General features: G+C 73.0%; 15 protein-coding genes. 11 read left to right on the forward strand and 4 right to left on the reverse strand.

Features of this window, described 5'->3' with window-relative positions; translation table 11 throughout:
• Positions 1-149 precede the first annotated feature (149 nt).
• The 4 genes from hrcA (at position 150) to ACFCZF_RS21455 (ending at position 4,394) form a co-directional block, all read left to right on the forward strand.
• Positions 150-1,166, forward strand: a complete 1,017-nt coding sequence (gene hrcA, locus ACFCZF_RS21440) for a heat-inducible transcriptional repressor HrcA (RefSeq protein WP_375913104.1) — start codon at positions 150-152, stop codon at positions 1,164-1,166.
• Positions 1,167-2,303, forward strand: coding sequence for a molecular chaperone DnaJ (dnaJ, locus tag ACFCZF_RS21445; protein WP_121746964.1), 1,137 nt, complete (start codon positions 1,167-1,169; stop codon positions 2,301-2,303). It begins immediately after the preceding gene.
• 259 nt (positions 2,304-2,562) lie between these two features.
• A complete protein-coding gene (locus ACFCZF_RS21450; protein WP_376672993.1) occupies positions 2,563-3,648 on the forward strand; it encodes a nitronate monooxygenase in 1,086 nt (361 codons plus the stop codon).
• On the forward strand, positions 3,645-4,394 hold the full coding sequence (locus ACFCZF_RS21455; RefSeq protein ID WP_376672994.1) for a 16S rRNA (uracil(1498)-N(3))-methyltransferase: 750 nt from the start codon (positions 3,645-3,647) through the stop codon (positions 4,392-4,394). Before ACFCZF_RS21450 ends, ACFCZF_RS21455 begins: the two co-directional genes overlap by 4 nt.
• Positions 4,395-4,400: 6 nt before the next feature.
• Here the strand turns inward: ACFCZF_RS21455 and ACFCZF_RS21460 are convergent, their stop codons facing one another.
• Positions 4,401-4,772 carry a hypothetical protein gene (locus ACFCZF_RS21460; protein ID WP_376672995.1) on the reverse strand — a complete coding sequence of 124 codons (372 nt, stop codon included), beginning with the start codon at positions 4,770-4,772 and terminating at the stop codon, positions 4,401-4,403.
• A 72-nt stretch (positions 4,773-4,844) separates the two neighbouring features.
• Here ACFCZF_RS21460 and ACFCZF_RS21465 point away from each other — a divergent pair, with 72 nt between their 5' ends.
• The 7 genes from ACFCZF_RS21465 (at position 4,845) to ACFCZF_RS21495 (ending at position 13,856) form a co-directional block, all read left to right on the forward strand.
• A complete protein-coding gene (locus tag ACFCZF_RS21465) occupies positions 4,845-5,414 on the forward strand; it encodes a hypothetical protein (protein ID WP_376673035.1) in 570 nt (189 codons plus the stop codon).
• A 72-nt stretch (positions 5,415-5,486) separates the two neighbouring features.
• Positions 5,487-8,696 (forward strand): S41 family peptidase, encoded by a 3,210-nt coding sequence (locus ACFCZF_RS21470; RefSeq protein ID WP_376672996.1) that lies wholly within the window; start codon positions 5,487-5,489, stop codon positions 8,694-8,696.
• A gap of 53 nt (positions 8,697-8,749) precedes the next feature.
• Positions 8,750-9,103, forward strand: a complete 354-nt coding sequence (locus ACFCZF_RS21475; RefSeq protein WP_376672997.1) for a histidine triad nucleotide-binding protein — start codon at positions 8,750-8,752, stop codon at positions 9,101-9,103.
• Between the two features lie 24 nt (positions 9,104-9,127).
• Positions 9,128-10,033 (forward strand): ribonuclease Z, encoded by a 906-nt coding sequence (locus ACFCZF_RS21480; protein WP_376672998.1) that lies wholly within the window; start codon positions 9,128-9,130, stop codon positions 10,031-10,033.
• Positions 10,034-10,053: 20 nt separating this feature from the next.
• Positions 10,054-11,046 (forward strand): adenosine deaminase, encoded by a 993-nt coding sequence (locus ACFCZF_RS21485; protein WP_376672999.1) that lies wholly within the window; start codon positions 10,054-10,056, stop codon positions 11,044-11,046.
• A 186-nt stretch (positions 11,047-11,232) separates the two neighbouring features.
• On the forward strand, positions 11,233-12,522 hold the full coding sequence (locus ACFCZF_RS21490) for a glucarate dehydratase family protein (RefSeq protein ID WP_376673000.1): 1,290 nt from the start codon (positions 11,233-11,235) through the stop codon (positions 12,520-12,522).
• A 200-nt stretch (positions 12,523-12,722) separates the two neighbouring features.
• The gene (locus ACFCZF_RS21495; RefSeq protein ID WP_376673036.1) at positions 12,723-13,856 is read left to right on the forward strand and encodes a carbohydrate kinase family protein; all 1,134 of its coding nucleotides are present in this window, start codon (positions 12,723-12,725) and stop codon (positions 13,854-13,856) included.
• A 333-nt stretch (positions 13,857-14,189) separates the two neighbouring features.
• Here ACFCZF_RS21495 and era read toward each other — a convergent pair whose 3' ends face one another.
• The 3 genes from era to ACFCZF_RS21510 all read right to left on the reverse strand — a co-directional run bounded on the left by era (position 14,190) and on the right by ACFCZF_RS21510 (position 16,547).
• Positions 14,190-15,143, reverse strand: a complete 954-nt coding sequence (era, locus tag ACFCZF_RS21500; RefSeq protein ID WP_193776243.1) for a GTPase Era — start codon at positions 15,141-15,143, stop codon at positions 14,190-14,192.
• A 70-nt stretch (positions 15,144-15,213) separates the two neighbouring features.
• Entirely contained in the window at positions 15,214-15,567 is a 354-nt protein-coding gene (locus tag ACFCZF_RS21505; RefSeq protein ID WP_376673001.1) for a cytidine deaminase, read from the reverse strand.
• Between the two features lie 80 nt (positions 15,568-15,647).
• Entirely contained in the window at positions 15,648-16,547 is a 900-nt protein-coding gene (locus ACFCZF_RS21510) for a helix-turn-helix transcriptional regulator (RefSeq protein WP_376673002.1), read from the reverse strand.
• Between the last annotated feature and the right edge of the window lie 67 nt (positions 16,548-16,614).

Raw genomic sequence — 16,614 nt, forward strand, 5'->3', positions numbered from 1 at the left:
CGGCGCGGCCCCCGGCCTTGCCGGGGGCGTACCCCACGGCCGTACACTGGGCCGGGGAAGTCTGGCACTCGCGCACCGTGAGTGCCAGGGACAGACAGTGAGACAGGCAAGACGCCGGGCGGACGACGACATGCTGGAGGTGTGCGCGAGTGCTCAGTGAACGCAGGCTCCAGGTGCTGCGCGCCATCGTCCAGGACTACGTCGGCACCGAGGAGCCGGTCGGTTCCAAGGCGCTCACCGAGCGGCACAACCTCGGCGTCTCCCCGGCCACCGTGCGCAATGACATGGCGGCCCTGGAGGACGAGGGGTTCATCGCGCAGCCGCACACCAGCGCCGGGCGCATCCCGACCGACAAGGGCTACCGGCTCTTCGTCGACAAGCTGGCCGGCGTCAAGCCGATGACCCCGCCCGAGCGGCGCGCCATCCAGAACTTCCTGGAGGGCGCCGTCGACCTCGACGACGTGGTGGCCCGCACGGTGCGGCTGCTCGCGCAGCTGACCCGGCAGGTCGCCGTCGTGCAGTATCCGTCGCTGACCCGCTCGACCGTGCGGCACGTGGAGCTGCTCGCGCTGGCGCCCGCGCGCCTGATGCTCGTGCTGATCACGGACACCGGGCGGGTCGAGCAGCGGATGGTCGACTGCCCGGCGCCGTTCGGCGAGGCGTCCCTCGCGGACCTGCGCGCGCGGCTGAACAGCCGGGTCGCCGGGCGCCGTTTCTCGGACGTGCCGAGCCTGGTGGAGGAACTGCCGGAGGCCTTCGAGGCCGAGGACCGCGGTACGGTCTCGACGGTGCTCTCCACACTTCTGGAGACGCTGGTCGAGGAGAACGAGGAGCGGTTGATGATCGGCGGCACCGCCAATCTGACCCGCTTCGGGCACGACTTCCCTCTGGTGATCCGACCCGTCCTCGAGGCGCTGGAGGAGCAGGTGGTGCTCCTCAAGCTGCTCGGCGAGGCGAAGGATCCGGGCGTGACCGTCCGAATCGGTCATGAGAACGCCCATGAGGGACTCAACTCCACGTCCGTCGTGTCGGTGGGCTACGGTTCGGGCGGCGAGGCGGTTGCCAAGCTCGGCGTGGTCGGACCGACCCGCATGGACTACCCGGGAACGATGGGAGCGGTACGCGCAGTGGCACGGTACGTCGGACAGATCCTGGCGGAGTCGTAGGTGGCCACGGACTACTACGCCGTACTCGGCGTACGCCGCGACGCGTCCCAGGACGAGATCAAGAAGGCGTTCCGGAGGCTCGCCCGCGAGCTGCACCCGGACGTCAACCCCGATCCGAAGACCCAGGAGCGGTTCAAGGAGATCAACGCCGCCTACGAGGTGCTGTCGGACCCGCAGAAGAAGCAGGTCTACGACCTCGGCGGCGACCCCCTCTCGCAGGCCGCCGGCGGTGGCGCGGGCGGCTTCGGCGCGGGCGGCTTCGGGAACTTCTCGGACATCATGGACGCGTTCTTCGGTACGGCGTCGCAGCGCGGGCCGCGCTCGCGCACCCGCCGGGGCCAGGACGCGATGATCCGCATCGAGGTCGAGCTGGACGAGGCCGCGTTCGGTACGACCAAGGACATCCAGGTCGACACGGCCGTCGTCTGCAACACCTGCAACGGCGAGGGCGCGGCGCCCGGCACGTCGGCCCAGACGTGTGACATGTGCCGCGGTCGCGGTGAGGTCTCGCAGGTCACCCGGTCCTTCCTGGGCCAGGTCATGACCTCGCGGCCCTGCCCGCAGTGCCAGGGCTTCGGCACCGTGGTCCCGACCCCGTGCCCCGAGTGCGCGGGCGACGGCCGGGTCCGCTCCCGGCGCACGCTCACCGTGAAGATCCCGGCCGGCGTCGACAACGGCACCCGGATCCAGCTCGCGGGCGAGGGCGAGGTCGGCCCCGGCGGCGGCCCCGCCGGCGACCTGTACGTCGAGATCCACGAGCTGCCCCACTCGACCTTCCAGCGCCGCGGCGACGACCTGCACTGCACGGTCACCATCCCGATGACGGCGGCGGCCCTCGGCACGAAGGTTCCGCTGGAGACGCTCGACGGCATGGAGGAGGTCGACATCCGCCCGGGCACCCAGTCCGGCCAGTCGATCCCGCTGCACGGCCGCGGCGTCACCCACCTGCGCGGCGGCGGCCGGGGCGACCTCATCGTCCACGTCGAGGTCATGACCCCGAGCAAGCTCGACCCCGAGCAGGAACGCCTCCTGCGAGAGCTGGCCGCACTACGCGGCGAGGAGCGCCCGACGGGGCAGTTCCAGCCTGGGCAGCAAGGGCTGTTCTCGCGGCTGAAGGACGCCTTCAACGGACGCTGACGTGGTGCTCCCGAGGGCTGTGCCTGCTTGTCGGCGTGGCGCTCGGGGGGTCTGCCGGGGGTCCGGGGGTCGTCCCCCGGGTGGGCACTGTCAGCCTGGGCAGCAAGGGCTGTTCTCCCGTCTGAAGGACGCGTTCAACGGGCGCTGACGGGCACCGGTCACGGCGTACCGCCAGGGGCGTTCCGATGCGGATGCTCCTGGCGTATGCCAACGGAAGCCCGGATTCGGACTTGTTCGGAGGACGTGACAACATGCCGTCATGTCCTCCGCACTGACCGATCTCTTCCCCTACCCGATCGTGCAGGCGCCCATGGCGGGCGGCGTCTCCGTGCCGCAGCTCGCCGCCGCGGTCTGCGAGGCGGGCGGGCTGGGATTCCTCGCCGCCGGGTACAAGACCGCGGACGGGATGTACCAGGAGATCAAGGAGCTGCGCGGACTGACCGGCCGCCCCTTCGGCGTCAACCTCTTCATGCCGCAGCCCGAGACGGCCGACCCCGCCGCCGTCGGCGTCTACGCCCACCAGCTGGCCGGCGAGGCCGCCTGGTACGAGACGGAGCTCGGCGACCCCGAGTGCGGCCGGGACGACGGCTACGACACCAAGCTCGCGGTGCTGCTGGACAACCCGGTACCGGTGGTCTCGTTCCACTTCGGCGTCCCCAGCCGCGAGGTCGTCGACTCGCTGCACCGCGTCGGCACCTTCGCCCTGGTCGCCGCGACCACCGCGGAGGAGGCCAGGGCCGTGGAGCTGTCCGGCGCCGACGCGGTGATCGCGCAGGGCGCCGAGGCCGGCGGACACCAGGGCACCCACCGGGACCACCCCGAGACCGGCGGCGCCGGCACCGGGCTGCTGTCGCTGGTCGCCCAGGTCCGGGAGGCGGTGAGCCTGCCGATCGTCGCCGCCGGCGGCATCATGCGCGGCGGCCAGATCGCCGCGGTCCTCGCGGCCGGCGCCAGCGCCGCCCAGCTCGGCACCGCCTTCCTCGCCACCCCCGAGTCCGGCGCGCACGCCCTGCACAAGCAGGCGCTGACCAACCCCCTCTTCGTCCGCACCGAACTCACCCGCGCCTTCTCCGGCCGCCCCGCCCGCGGCCTGGTCAACCGCTTCCTGCGCGAGCACGGCCCCTACGCCCCCGCCGCCTACCCGGAGGTGCACCACCTCACCGCCCCGCTGCGCAAGGCGGCGGCGAAGGCGGGCGACGCGCAGGGCATGGCGCTCTGGGCGGGACAGGGCCACCGGATGGCCCGGGAGCTGCCCGCCGGGCAGCTGGTGGAGGTGCTGGCGGCCGAACTCGCCGCCGCGGGGACAGCGTTGTCAGCGTTCGTGACGGGAGGTACGGGCCGATGACGGCGCCGGTGTTCGTGGTCGACTCCCTCCCGCCGGGGGACCTGCCCGGAGGCGAGTACGTCCTGGACGGCCCCGAGGGACGGCACGCCGTCTCCGTGAAGCGGCTTCGGGCCGGCGAGGACGTCGTCCTCACCGACGGGCGCGGACGCTGGGCCGAGGGCGTGGTGAAGACCGCCGAGGGCAAGGACCGCCTGGTCGTCACGGACCTGGAGAGCGTCCGGGAGGAGCCCGAGGAGCGACCCCGCATCACCGTCGTCCAGGCCCTCCCCAAGGGCGACCGCGGAGAGCTGGCCGTCGAGACGATGACCGAGGTCGGCGTCGACGCGATCGTGCCCTGGGCGGCGTCCCGCTGCATCACGCAGTGGAAGGGCGACCGCGGCCTGAAGGCGCTCGGCAAGTGGCGGGCGACGGCCCGGGAGGCCGGCAAGCAGTCCCGCCGGGTCCGCTTCCCCGACGTCGCGGACGCGGCGACGAGCAAGCAGGTCGCCTCACTTCTTGCCGACGCCGACTTCGCCGCCGTACTCCACGAGAGCGGCGAGGAGCCACTGGCCGCCACCGAACTCCCCACCGCCGGGGACATCGTGCTGGTCGTCGGTCCCGAAGGAGGGGTGTCCCCCGAGGAGTTGGCGCTCTTCGCCCAGGCCGGTGCCAGGCCCTACCGTCTGGGGCGCAGCGTCCTGCGCACCTCCACCGCCGGTACCGCGGCGACGGCGGTGCTCCTGGCCCGCACCGGCCGCTGGTCCTGAGACCGGTCAGGCCGCCGACGCCAACGCGGGGAACAGCTCCCAGCCGTCCAGTTCCACCGGCCGCCCCTCGGCCCCGGGCAGCAGCCCGCGCCGTCCGGCCTCGTCCAGCAACTGCCGTACGACACCGGGTTCGCGCAGGTTGAGCAGGTTGCCGCGGCCGTCCGCCACGCAGCCCTCGCACCAGTAGCCGCCCTCGGAGGTGTACCGGCCCGAGTCCGGGCCGCCCGCGAGGAAGACGAACCGGATGCGGACCCCGTCGCGGTAGAGGGTCAGCGCGTCCCGCCAGACGCCGTCCCGGCCCCGTTTCTGCCGGTGGCTCCAGAGATACGTCGTCCGCTCGTCCACGACGAGCCTGCGCAGCCTGCGATCGTTGCCCACACGCCCACGGTAGTAAGGAGTGGCCGTATGCGCTCTACCGCGGGACGCCGCACCGGTGGCAGGCTGCCCTCCATGGGGGCATTGAGGCGGATTCGGCGTGTGGCTCCGGTGGTCGTCGGCTCGGTCGTCGCCGTCGGCGGTGTCGTCGCGTGCGACCCTGGCGGACTCAGTTCCGCGTCGGTGGCGTTCACGACCGACCAGACCGTGACCCGTGAACTGGAGCGGCAGAAGGCGGAGGTGCGGTGGCTCACCTGCACCGCCTCCTTCGGCGACGACGGTGGCGAGGGTGGCGAGGGTGGCGACAGCGGCGAGGGCGGCGACGGTGGCGGCGGGAAGACCGCCTCGGCCGGCGAGGACACCGTCGCCTCCGTCGACTGCGAGGGGGAGACCGACGACGGGAAGGACATCACCGTCGACGGCGAGGTGACCCGGGTCGTCAACGGCGCCTGCGTGCGCGGCGATCTGACCGCGAAAGTGGACGGCAAGGAGTGGTTCCGCGTCAAGGGGCTGGGCAACTGCGACGCCAAGAGCGCCCCGCCCGCGAACCGCCCCTCCCCGCACCAGCCGGGGCCCACGGTGACCGTCACCCGCACCATCTGGTGCCCGGACGACCCCCACTGCCGACCGGTCGAGGGCAAATAGCCCGGTGGCCCGGTGGCCGGTAAGTGATCCAAACCTCTGTCGGCGGGCCCCGCCCCTGCATAGGGTGAGGGGGTGACACAGCCCGCAGCGCCTGCCTACCTCCGCTTTCCGCACCCGCACGGCGAGTTGGTCGCCTTCACCGCCGAGGACGACGTGTGGCTCGCCCCGCTCGACGGCGGCCGGGCCTGGCGGGTCAGCTCCGACAACGTGCCCGTCAACCACCCCCGCGTCTCGCCCGACGGCACCACGGTCGCCTGGACCTCCACCCGCGACGGCGCACCCGAGGTGCACATCGCCTCCGCCGACGGCGGCCCCGCCAAGCGCCTCACGCACTGGGGCAGCCTGAAGACCCAGGTGCGCGGCTGGACCCCGGAAGGTCAGGTCCTCGCCCTCAGCACCTACGGGCAGGCCAGCCTGCGCCGCAGCTGGGCCCGTGCCGTCCCGCTCGACGGCGGACCGGCCACCACCCTGCCGTACGGGCCCGTCGGCGACGTCGCGTACGGCCCGCGCACCGTGCTGCTGTCCGCGCCGATGGGCCGCGAGGCCGCCTGGTGGAAGCGCTACCGGGGCGGCACGGCGGGCAAGCTGTGGATCGACGACACCGAAGGCGACGGCGAGTTCGTCCGGCTGCACAGCGACCTCGACGGCAACATCGAGTACCCCTTCTGGGTCGGCGACCGGATCGCGTTCCTCTCCGACCACGACGGCACCGGCGCGCTCTACTCCTCCCTCGCCGACGGCTCCGACCTGCGCCGCCACACCCCCCTCGACGGCTTCTACGCCCGGCACGCCGCCACCGACGGCACCCGCGTCGTCTACTCCAGCGCCGGTGAACTGTGGGTGCTGGACGACCTGGACGCGGCCGAACCGCGCCGGCTCGACATCCGGCTCGGCGGCTCGCGCGTCGACCTCCAGACGTACCCGGTGAACGCCGCCCGCTGGTTCGGCTCCGCGTCCCCCGACCACACCGCGCGCGGCAGCGCCGTCGCCGTACGCGGCGGCGTGCACTGGGTCACCCACCGCGCCGGACCGGCCCGCGCGCTGGCCGCGCAGTCCGGCGTACGCACCCGGCTGCCGCGCACCTTCCGCGCCGACGGCGAGGAGTGGGTGGTGTGGGTGACGGACGCCGAGGGCGACGACGCCCTGGAGTTCGCGCCCGCCACCGGACTCGCGCCCGGCGCCACCGCGCGGCGTCTCGCCGCCGGGCAGCTGGGCCGGGTGCTCGCCCTCGCCATGGCACCGGACGGCAGCCGCGCCGCCGTCGCCTCGCACGACGGGCGGGTCCTGCTCGTCGAGCGCGAGACCGGCGAGGTCCGCGAGGTCGACCGCAGCGACAACGGCGACGCGTCCGGGCTGGTCTTCTCGCCCGACTCCGCCTGGCTCGCCTGGTCCCACCCCGGCCCCGACCCGCTGCGCCAGCTCAAGCTCGCGGGCACCACCGACCTGTCGGTGAGCGAGGCGACCCCGCTGCGCTTCAAGGACTACTCGCCGACCTTCACCCTGGACGGCAAGCACCTCGCCTTCCTCTCCACCCGCTCCTTCGACCCGGTCTACGACGAGCACGTCTTCGACCTGGCCTTCGTCGAGGGCGCCCGCCCGTACCTGATCACGCTGGCCGCGACCACCCCGTCGCCCTTCGGCCCGCAGCGCCACGGCCGCCCCTTCGAGACCCCGGACCGGGACGAGACCCCCGACAGCGAGGGCACCCCGACCACCCGGATCGACATCGAGGGCCTCGCCGACCGCATCGTGCCGTTCCCCGTCGAGGCCGCCCGCTACTCCGGGCTGCGCGCCGCCAAGGACGGCGTCCTGTGGCTGCGCCACCCGGTCACCGGCGTGCTCGGCGCCTCCCGCGCCACCCCGGACGCCCCCGACCCGCACACCGAGCTGGAGCGCTACGACCTGGCCCAGCAGCGCGTCGAGCACCTCGCCGCCGACGCCGACCACTTCGAGGTCAGCGGCGACGGCAAGCGGGTGCTGCTGTGGACCGACGGACGCCTCAAGGTCGTGCCCAGCGACCGGCGGGCCTCCGGCGACGAGGACAGCGACACCAACATCACCGTCGACCTGAGCCGCGTGCGGCAGACCGTCGACCCGGCCGCCGAATGGCGGCAGATGTACGCCGAGACCGGCCGCATCATGCGGGACCACTTCTGGCGGCCCGACATGAGCGGCGTCGACTGGGACGGCGTACTCGACCGCTACCGGCCGGTCCTCGACCGCCTCGCCACCCACGACGACCTGGTCGACCTCCTGTGGGAGGTGCACGGCGAACTGGGCACCTCGCACGCCTACGTCACCCCGCGCGGCGGCGCCGGCGGCGGCGCCCGGCAGGGCCTGCTCGGCGCCGACCTCTCCCGGCACGAGGACGGCACCTGGCGCATCGACCGGGTCCTGCCCTCGGAGACCTCCGACCCCGACGCCCGCTCCCCGCTCGCCGCGCCCGGTGTCGCCGTGCGCGCAGGGGACGCGATCGTCGCGGTCGCAGGCCAGAGCGTCGACCCGGTCACCGGGCCCGGCCCGCTGCTGGTCGGCACGGCGGGCAAGCCCGTCGAGCTGACCATCTCCCCGTCCGGCGGCGGCGAGCCGCGGCACGCCGTCGTCGTCCCGCTCGCCGACGAGGAGCCCCTGCGCTACCACGCCTGGGTCGCCGACCGCCGCGCCTACGTCCACGAGAGCTCCGGCGGCCGGCTCGGCTACCTCCACGTCCCCGACATGCAGGCCCCCGGCTGGGCCCAGATCCACCGCGACCTGCGCGTCGAGGTGGCCCGGGAGGGCCTGGTCGTCGACGTCCGCGAGAACCGCGGCGGCCACACCTCCCAACTGGTCGTCGAGAAGCTCGCCCGGCGCATCGTCGGCTGGGACCTGCCGCGCGGCATGCGGCCGGCCAGCTATCCGCTGGACGCGCCCCGCGGCCCGGTCGTCGCCGTCGCCAACGAGTTCTCCGGCTCCGACGGCGACATCGTCAACGCCGCGATCAAGGCACTCGGCATCGGCCCGGTCGTCGGTGTCCGCACCTGGGGCGGCGTCATCGGCATCGACAGCCGCTACCGCCTGGTCGACGGCACGCTGATCACCCAGCCCAAGTACGCCTTCTGGCTGGAGGGTTACGGCTGGGGCGTGGAGAACCACGGCGTCGATCCGGACGTGGAGGTGCCGCAGCGTCCCCAGGACCACGCGGCGGGCCGGGACCCCCAGCTGGACGAGGCGATCAGGCTCGCGCTGGCGGCGCTGGAGGAGACCCCGGCGAAGACCCCGCCGAGCCTGCCGGCCTCGGACTGAGTGCCCGATCGATACGATGCCCCTGTACAAGATCACCAGCGTGAGGAGGCCCCATGACCGGGGAACCGCAGGACGACTGTCTGTTCTGCAAGATCGTCGCGGGGACGATCCCGGCGACCATCGTCCGTGAGACCGAGACGACCGTCGCCTTCCGGGACATCAACCCCCAGGCGCCCACCCACGTCCTGGTGATCCCCAAGGCCCACTACCGGGACGCCGCGGCCCTCGCCGCCGGCGCCCCGGAACTCGCCGCGGACGTCCTGCGCGAGACCCAGGCGATCGCGGACCAGGAGAAGCTCGACAGCTACCGCACGATCTTCAACACCGGCACCGGCGCGGGCCAGACCGTCTGGCACACGCACGCCCACGTGCTCGGCGGCCGCGGCCTCGAATGGCCCCCCGGATAACCCGGACGACCCGGATAACCCACGATGTCCGTACGTGAACTCGTCGTCCTCGGCACCGCCAGCCAGGTCCCCACCCGGCACCGCAACCACAACGGCTACCTGCTGCGCTGGGACGGCGAGGGCATCCTGTTCGACCCCGGCGAGGGCACGCAGCGCCAGATGCTGCGCGCCGGGGTCGCCGCCCACGACCTGAACCGGATCTGCGTCACGCACTTCCACGGCGACCACAGCCTCGGCCTCGCCGGCGTCATCCAGCGCATCAACCTCGACCAGGTGCCGCACGAGGTCACCGCCCACTACCCGCGCTCCGGCCGGCGCTTCTTCGACCGCCTGCGGTACGCCACCGCCTACCGCGAGACGGTCACCCTCACCGAGGCCCCGGTCGACTCCGACGGCGTCCTCGCGGTCACCCCCGCCTACACCCTCGACGCCCACCGGCTCTCCCACCCCGTCGAGTCCTACGGCTACCGCCTCACCGAGCCCGACGGCCGCCGCATGCTGCCCGAACGCCTGGCCGCGCACGGCATCAAGGGCCCCGACGTGGGCCGCGTCCAGCGCGAGGGCTCACTGAACGGCGTCCCGCTCGACGAGGTCAGCGAGGTCCGCCGGGGCCAGCGGTTCGCGTTCGTCATGGACACCCGGCTCTGTGAGGGCGTGCACGCGCTCGCCGAGGGCTGCGACCTGCTGGTCATCGAGTCCACGTTCCTCGACGAGGACGAGCGACTCGCCACCGACCACGGCCACCTCACCGCCGGCCAGGCGGCGCGGGTCGCCCGGGACGCGGGCGTACGGCACCTGGTCCTCACCCACTTCAGCCAGCGCTACTCGGACCCGGAGGAGTTCGAACGGCAGGCACGGGCGGCGGGCTACGACGGGGAGCTGACCGTCGCCCACGACCTCCTCAGAGTCCCGGTTCCGAAACGTCGGTAATGCGGCCGTACGATTCTCTGATGCCCCTACCCAAAGCTGAACTGCACCTGCACATCGAAGGCACCCTGGAGCCCGAGCTGGCCTTCGCGCTGGCCGCCCGCAACGGCGTGTCCCTGCCGTACGCGGACGAGGACGCCCTGCGCGAGGCGTACCGGTTCGAGGACCTCCAGTCCTTCCTGAACCTGTACTACGAGCTCATGGCCGTCCTGCGCACCGAGCGGGACTTCGAGGACCTCGCGGGCGCCTACCTCGCCCGCGCGGCCGCACAGGGCGTGCGGCACGCGGAGATCTTCTTCGACCCGCAGGCGCACCTCGCCCGGGGCGTGGAGATGGGCACGGTCGTGGAGGGCCTGTGGCGGGCGCTGAGCCGCAGCCGAGAGAACCACGGCGTCTCCACCCGCCTGATCATGTGCTTCCTGCGCGACGAGTCCGCCGAGTCGGCGCTGGCGACCCTCGACGCAGCGAAGCCCTACCTCGACCGGATCACCGGCGTCGGCCTGGACTCCGCCGAGGTCGGCCACCCGCCGGTCAAGTTCCGCGAGGTGTACGAGGCCGCCGCCGCCCTCGGGCTGCGCAGGGTCGCGCACGCGGGCGAGGAGGGGCCGCCGGAGTACGTCACCGAGGCCCTGGACATCCTGGGCGTCGAGCGGATCGACCACGGCCTGCGCTGCGTGGAGGACCCGGCGCTGGTCGAGCGGCTGGTGCGCGAGCGCGTCCCGCTGACCCTGTGCCCACTCTCCAACGTCCGGCTGCGCACGGTCGACACCCTCGCCGACCACCCGCTGCCCGCGATGCTCGACGCCGGGCTGCTGTGCACGGTCAACTCCGACGACCCGGCCTACTTCGGCGGCTACGCGGGCGACAACTTCGACGCCGTACGCGAGGCCCTGGGCCTCACCGAGGAGCGGCTGCGGGAGCTGGCCCGCAACTCCTTCCTCGCGTCCTTCCTGGAGGACGACGAGGAGCTTCGGGCGCGCTACCTCGCCGAGGTGGAGGCCTACCGCTTCGCGTAGCCGCGTTCAGCTCGGGTGGTGGCGGGCGCCAGCGCCAGTGGACCGAGCCGCTCGCGGGCGGAAGCACCGCTGGATTGCCGCCGACCCGTTGACGCCGCGCGTTCACCTATCTAACCTCCATTTCCATACGTGGATGACATCTGCATACGGAGACACCGCCGGACTCGCCCTCGTAGGAGCCGCCCTGTGAACCTCACCGTCGCCCACGTCCGCCTCACCCCGATCCTCGTCGCCGACCCGCCGCTGCTCAACACGCAGGGCGTCCACCAGCCGTACACCCCCCGCCTGATCGTCGAGGTGGAGACCGCCGACGGGATCACCGGCGTCGGCGAGACCTACGGCGACGCCAAGTACCTGGAACTGGCCCGGCCCTTCGCGGAGAAACTGGTCGGCCGTCAGGTCCGTGACCTCAACGGCCTGTTCGCCCTGGCCGACGAGGTCGCCGTCGACTCCTCCCGGGTCTCCGGGCAGGTGGACGTCGGCGGGCTGCGCGGCGTCCAGACCGCCGACAAGCTGCGCCTGTCGGTCGTCTCCGGCTTCGAGGTCGCCTGCCTCGACGCCCTCGGCAAGGCGCTCGGCCTGCCGGTGCACGCGCTGCTGGGCGGCAAGGTGCGCGACGCCGTCGAGTACAGCGCGTACCTCTTCTACAAGTGGGCCGACCATCCGGCGGGCGTGGCGTGCGAGAAGGACGACTGGGGTGCCGCCCTCGACCCGGCCGGCGTCGTCGCACAGGCCCGCGCCTTCACCGACCGCTACGGCTTCACCTCCTTCAAGCTCAAGGGCGGTGTCTTCCCGCCCGAGGAGGAGATCGCCGCGATCAAGGCCCTCGCCGAGGCGTTCCCCGGCCACCCCCTGCGCCTGGATCCCAACGGGGCCTGGTCCGTCGAGACCTCGCTCAAGGTCGCCGCGGAACTGGGGAACGTCCTGGAGTACCTGGAGGACCCCGCGCTCGGCACCCCGGCCATGGCCGAGGTCGCCGCGAAGACCGGCGTGCCGCTCGCGACCAACATGTGCGTGACCACGTTCGCCGAGATCCAGGAGGCGTTCACCAAGGGCGCCGTGCAGGTCGTGCTCTCCGACCACCACTACTGGGGCGGGCTGCGCAACACCCGGCAACTCGCCGCCGTATGCCGCACCTTCGGTGTCGGCATCTCCATGCACTCCAACACCCACCTGGGCATCAGCCTCGCCGCCATGACCCACGTGGCGGCCACTGTCCCCGACCTCCACCACGCCTGCGACTCCCACTACCCCTGGCAGTCCGAGGACGTGCTCACCGAACGGCTCACCTTCGACGGCGGCAAGGTCACCGTCTCCGACGCGCCCGGCCTCGGTGTCGAACTCGACCACGAACGGCTGGAGTTCCTCCACCGGCGCTGGCTCGACGATGACGGCACGCTGCGCGACCGCGACGACGCGGCCGCGATGCGGGTCGCCGACCCCGAGTGGGTCACCCCGTCCGTGCCGCGTTGGTGACTGACGGTGCGCTGAGCGTACGGCTGGGGCGCGGCGGCGGACGCGACGACCGGGTCCGTACCCGGTGCCACCACCTGACACCACCGGCGCGAACGCCACCGTCCTGTCGGTGGCGTGGTGCACACTGGCGGGGTCCGCACCATGCCAGGGAGCGCACCGTGACAGCGTCCACCGCGTCCGGCGTGCCCGCCATGCCCGTCATGCCGGCCGCCGAGAGAACACACCGCCATGCCTCGGACGAGGGATCGCACCACCGCCCCCAGGTCGATCCCCTCGCCGTCCTGCGCACGCCGCAGGACCCGCCCTGGGACGTGTATCTGACCGGCACCGTCTTCCTCGACGTCGTCTTCACCGGGCTCGATTCCGCACCGGTGCGCGGGACCGAGTCCTGGGCGCGCGGGATGGGGTCGAGCCCGGGCGGCGTGGCGAACATGGCGACCGCGCTGGCCCGCCTCGGCCTGCGCACCTCGCTGGCCGCGGCCTTCGGCGACGACCACTACGGCGACTACTGCTGGGACGCCCTCGCACAGGGCGAGGGCATCGACCTGACCCCCTCGCGCACCGTGCCCGGCTGGCACTCGCCGGTGACGGTCTCGATGGCGTACGAGGGGGAGCGCACGATGGTCTCCCACGGCCACGAGCCGCCGCCCGAGGAACCGTCCCCCGACTGCCCGCCCCGCGCGCGTGCCGCCGTCGCCTCCCTCACGCCCGGCGTCCGCGCCCCCTGGATCGCCCAGGCCGCCGCGCGCGGCACCCGCGTCTTCGCCGACGTCGGCTGGGACGACACCGGCGCCTGGGACCTGGCCGAGCTGCCCGACCTCGCGCACTGCGAGGCCTTCCTGCCGAACGCGGAGGAGGCCATGCGCTACACCGGCGCCACCTGCCCGCGCGCCGCCGCGCACGCCCTGACCGAGCATGTGCCGCTCGCCGTGGTCACCCTCGGCGCGGACGGCGCGTACGCGGTGGACCGGCGTACGGGGGAGAGCGCCGAGGTTCCGGCCATCGAGGTCGAGGCCCTGGACCCGACCGGCGCCGGGGACGTCTTCGTCGCCGGGTTCGTCACCGGCACCCTGGCCGGCTGGCCGCTGGCCGACCGCCTGGCCTTCGCCGGTCTGACCGCCGCCCTCTCCGTCCAGGAGTTCGGCGGCTCCCTGTCGGCGCCCGGCTGGTGCGAGATCGCCACCTGGTGGCGCAAGGTCCAGTCGGTCGAGAGCCAGGACCCGACGGCCCTGCGCCGTTACGCGTTCCTCGCGGACCTGGTCCCGGCCGACCTGGTGGCACCGTGGCCCCTGCGCCGCGCCGTCCCGACCATCGGCTTCCGCCCCCCGACCTGACCGGCCCCGCCCCCCGGAAGCCTCAGAACCCGAGCCGCCGCAGCTGCTTCGGGTCGCGCTGCCAGTCCTTGGCGACCTTCACGTGCAGGTCCAGGCTGTGTCGATGTGCGGCTGCCGCCGCGTGGCCGGCGTGCGGAGGCCGGCTGCGAGGGGCGGCGGGCGGCCCTGCGGGGCGGCCTCAGAACCCGAGCCGCCGCAGCTGCTTCGGGTCGCGCTGCCAGTCCTTGGCGACCTTCACGTGCAGGTCCAGGCTGTGTCGATGTGCGGCTGCCGCCGCGTGGCCGGCGTGCCGGGCCGGTCCCGGGCGTCGGACCGGAACGCCCCCGGGCGGTCTCAGAACCCGAGCCGCCGCAGCTGCTTCGGGTCGCGCTGCCAGTCCTTGGCGACCTTCACGTGCAGGTCCAGGAAGACCGGGGTCCCGAGCAGGGCCTCGATCTGTTTGCGGGACTTGATGCCGACGTCCTTCAGGCGCTTGCCCTTGGGGCCGATGATGATGCCCTTCTGGCTGGGGCGCTCGATGAAGACGTTGGCGTGGATGTCCAGGAGAGGCTTGTCGGCGGGGCGGTCCTCGCGCGGGAGCATCTCCTCGACGACCACCGCGATGGAGTGCGGCAGCTCGTCCCGTACGCCCTCCAGCGCGGCCTCCCGGATCAGCTCGGCGACCATGACCTGCTCGGGCTCGTCGGTCAGGTCGCCCTCGGGGTAGAGCGCGGGGCCCTCGGGCAGCAGCGGGGTCAGCAGGTCCGCGAGCAGGTCGACCTGCTGGTTCGCGGTGGCCGACACCGGGACGATCTCCGCCCAGGTGATCCCCAGCTCCTGGCCGAGCTGATCGATCGCGATCAGCTGCTCGGCCAGGGTCTTGGAGTCCACCAGGTCGGTCTTCGTGACGATCGCGACCTTCGGGGTCTTCTTGATCCCGGCCAGTTCCTTGGCGATGAAGCGGTCGCCGGGGCCCAGCTTCTCGTTGGCCGGCAGGCAGAAACCGATGACGTCCACCTCGGCCCACGTCGTGCGCACGACGTCGTTGAGCCGCTCGCCCAGCAGCGTGCGCGGCTTGTGCAGCCCCGGGGTGTCCACCAGGATCAGCTGCGCCTCCGGGCGGTGCACGATGCCCCGCACGGTGTGCCGGGTCGTCTGCGGACGGTTCGAGGTGATCGCCACCTTCTGCCCGACCAGAGCGTTCGTGAGGGTGGACTTGCCCGCGTTGGGGCGGCCCACGAAGCAGGCGAAACCGGCCCTGTGGACAGCCTCGGCCGACTCTTCGGATGACTGGGTACGAACGCTCATGGCGCCCATTGTCCCTGATCGCCGGAGCCCCGCCGTACCACGGTCGCCCACCGGGCCCGCGACGGTCGGGTCAGCCCGCGCGCACCGTGTCGCGCACCGTGCCGTCCGGCCCGGCGACGAGAACCGGCGTCTCGGGACCCCCCAGGTCCCGTACCGCCGCCCGGTCCTCCTCCGACGCCGACTCCGCCTCCGTCACCACGGCCGCCGCCTCCAGCGACTTCGCGCCGGACGCCACCGCCATCGCCACCGCCGTCCGCACCGCGCTGAGCTGCAGGGAGTCGAGCGCGACCGTGCCGGCGACGTAGGTGCGGCCGGTCTCGTCGCGTACGGCCGCCCCCTCGGGCACACCGTTGCGGGCCCGCGCGGAACGGGCCAGGGTGACGATCTTGCGGTCCTCGGGGTCGAGGTCGGGGGTCTCGGTCATGAGGTGAGCATACGTAGCCGCCCCGGCCGCAGACATGGCCGCCCCGGCCGCAGACGCAGCCGCCCCGGCCGCCGACCCGGTCACCCCGCCACCGGGTACATCGCCCCGCGCCGCCCCTCCGGCGAGGCCAGCCACTCCAGCTTCGCCGCGCTGTTCGCCTCGTCCAGCGGCGTGTGCAGCACGATCGTCAGATCGGGCCGCGCGGGCACCTTCAACGCCGTCGACTCCAGGCTGAGCAGCCCGACCAGCGGATGGTCCAGCTCCTTGCGGATCTGCCCGGCGTCCTCGATGTCCCGCTCCTCCCACAGCGCGGCGAACTCGGCACTGGCCGCCTTCAGGTCCGCCAGCACCTGCTGGAATCCCTCGTCGTCCGGATTGGCCGCGCAGGTGGCGCGGAACTGGGCGACGACCGTGCGCGCGTTCTGCTCCCAGCTGCGGGCACGGGCCCGGTACAGCGGGTCGGTGAAGAAGTCGACGATGCAGTTCCACGTCGTCCCGGGCCGCATGCCGAGCACCATCGACGCCGAGTCGTTGTACATCACGCAGTTGTAGTACCGGTCCATGATGTGCGCCGGATACGGCATCCACGTGTCGATCAGCCGCCGCAGCCCCTCGCACATGTCCCGCTTCGCCGGCTCCACCTCGGCCGCGGGCGGGTTCAGCCCGGCCAGCACGTACAGATGGCGGCGTTCGGCGTTGCTGAGCCGCAGCACCCGGGCCACGGCGTCCAGGACCTGCGGGGAGACGGAGATGTCGCGGCCCTGCTCCAGCCACTGGTACCAGGAGGCGCCGACCCCGGCGAGTACGGCCACCTCCTCGCGGCGCAGTCCCGGCGTCCGGCGCCGTGCCCCGCCGTCCGGCAGGCCGACCTCGGCCGGGGAGACCCGGGCCCGCCGGCTCATCAGGAACTCCCGCAGCTCACTGCGGCGACGGTCCCTGCCCGCCGACGCCACCTCGGCCCTCACGATCACGTCCGGCACGTATGCACTCCCCCGTAGCCATGCTGGCGGTGGCTGGTGGTGCCACCACCAGGACAACTTGCCGCTC

It is taken from the genome of Streptomyces sp. NPDC056296, assembly GCF_042268605.1.
Lineage (GTDB): Bacteria > Actinomycetota > Actinomycetes > Streptomycetales > Streptomycetaceae > Streptomyces.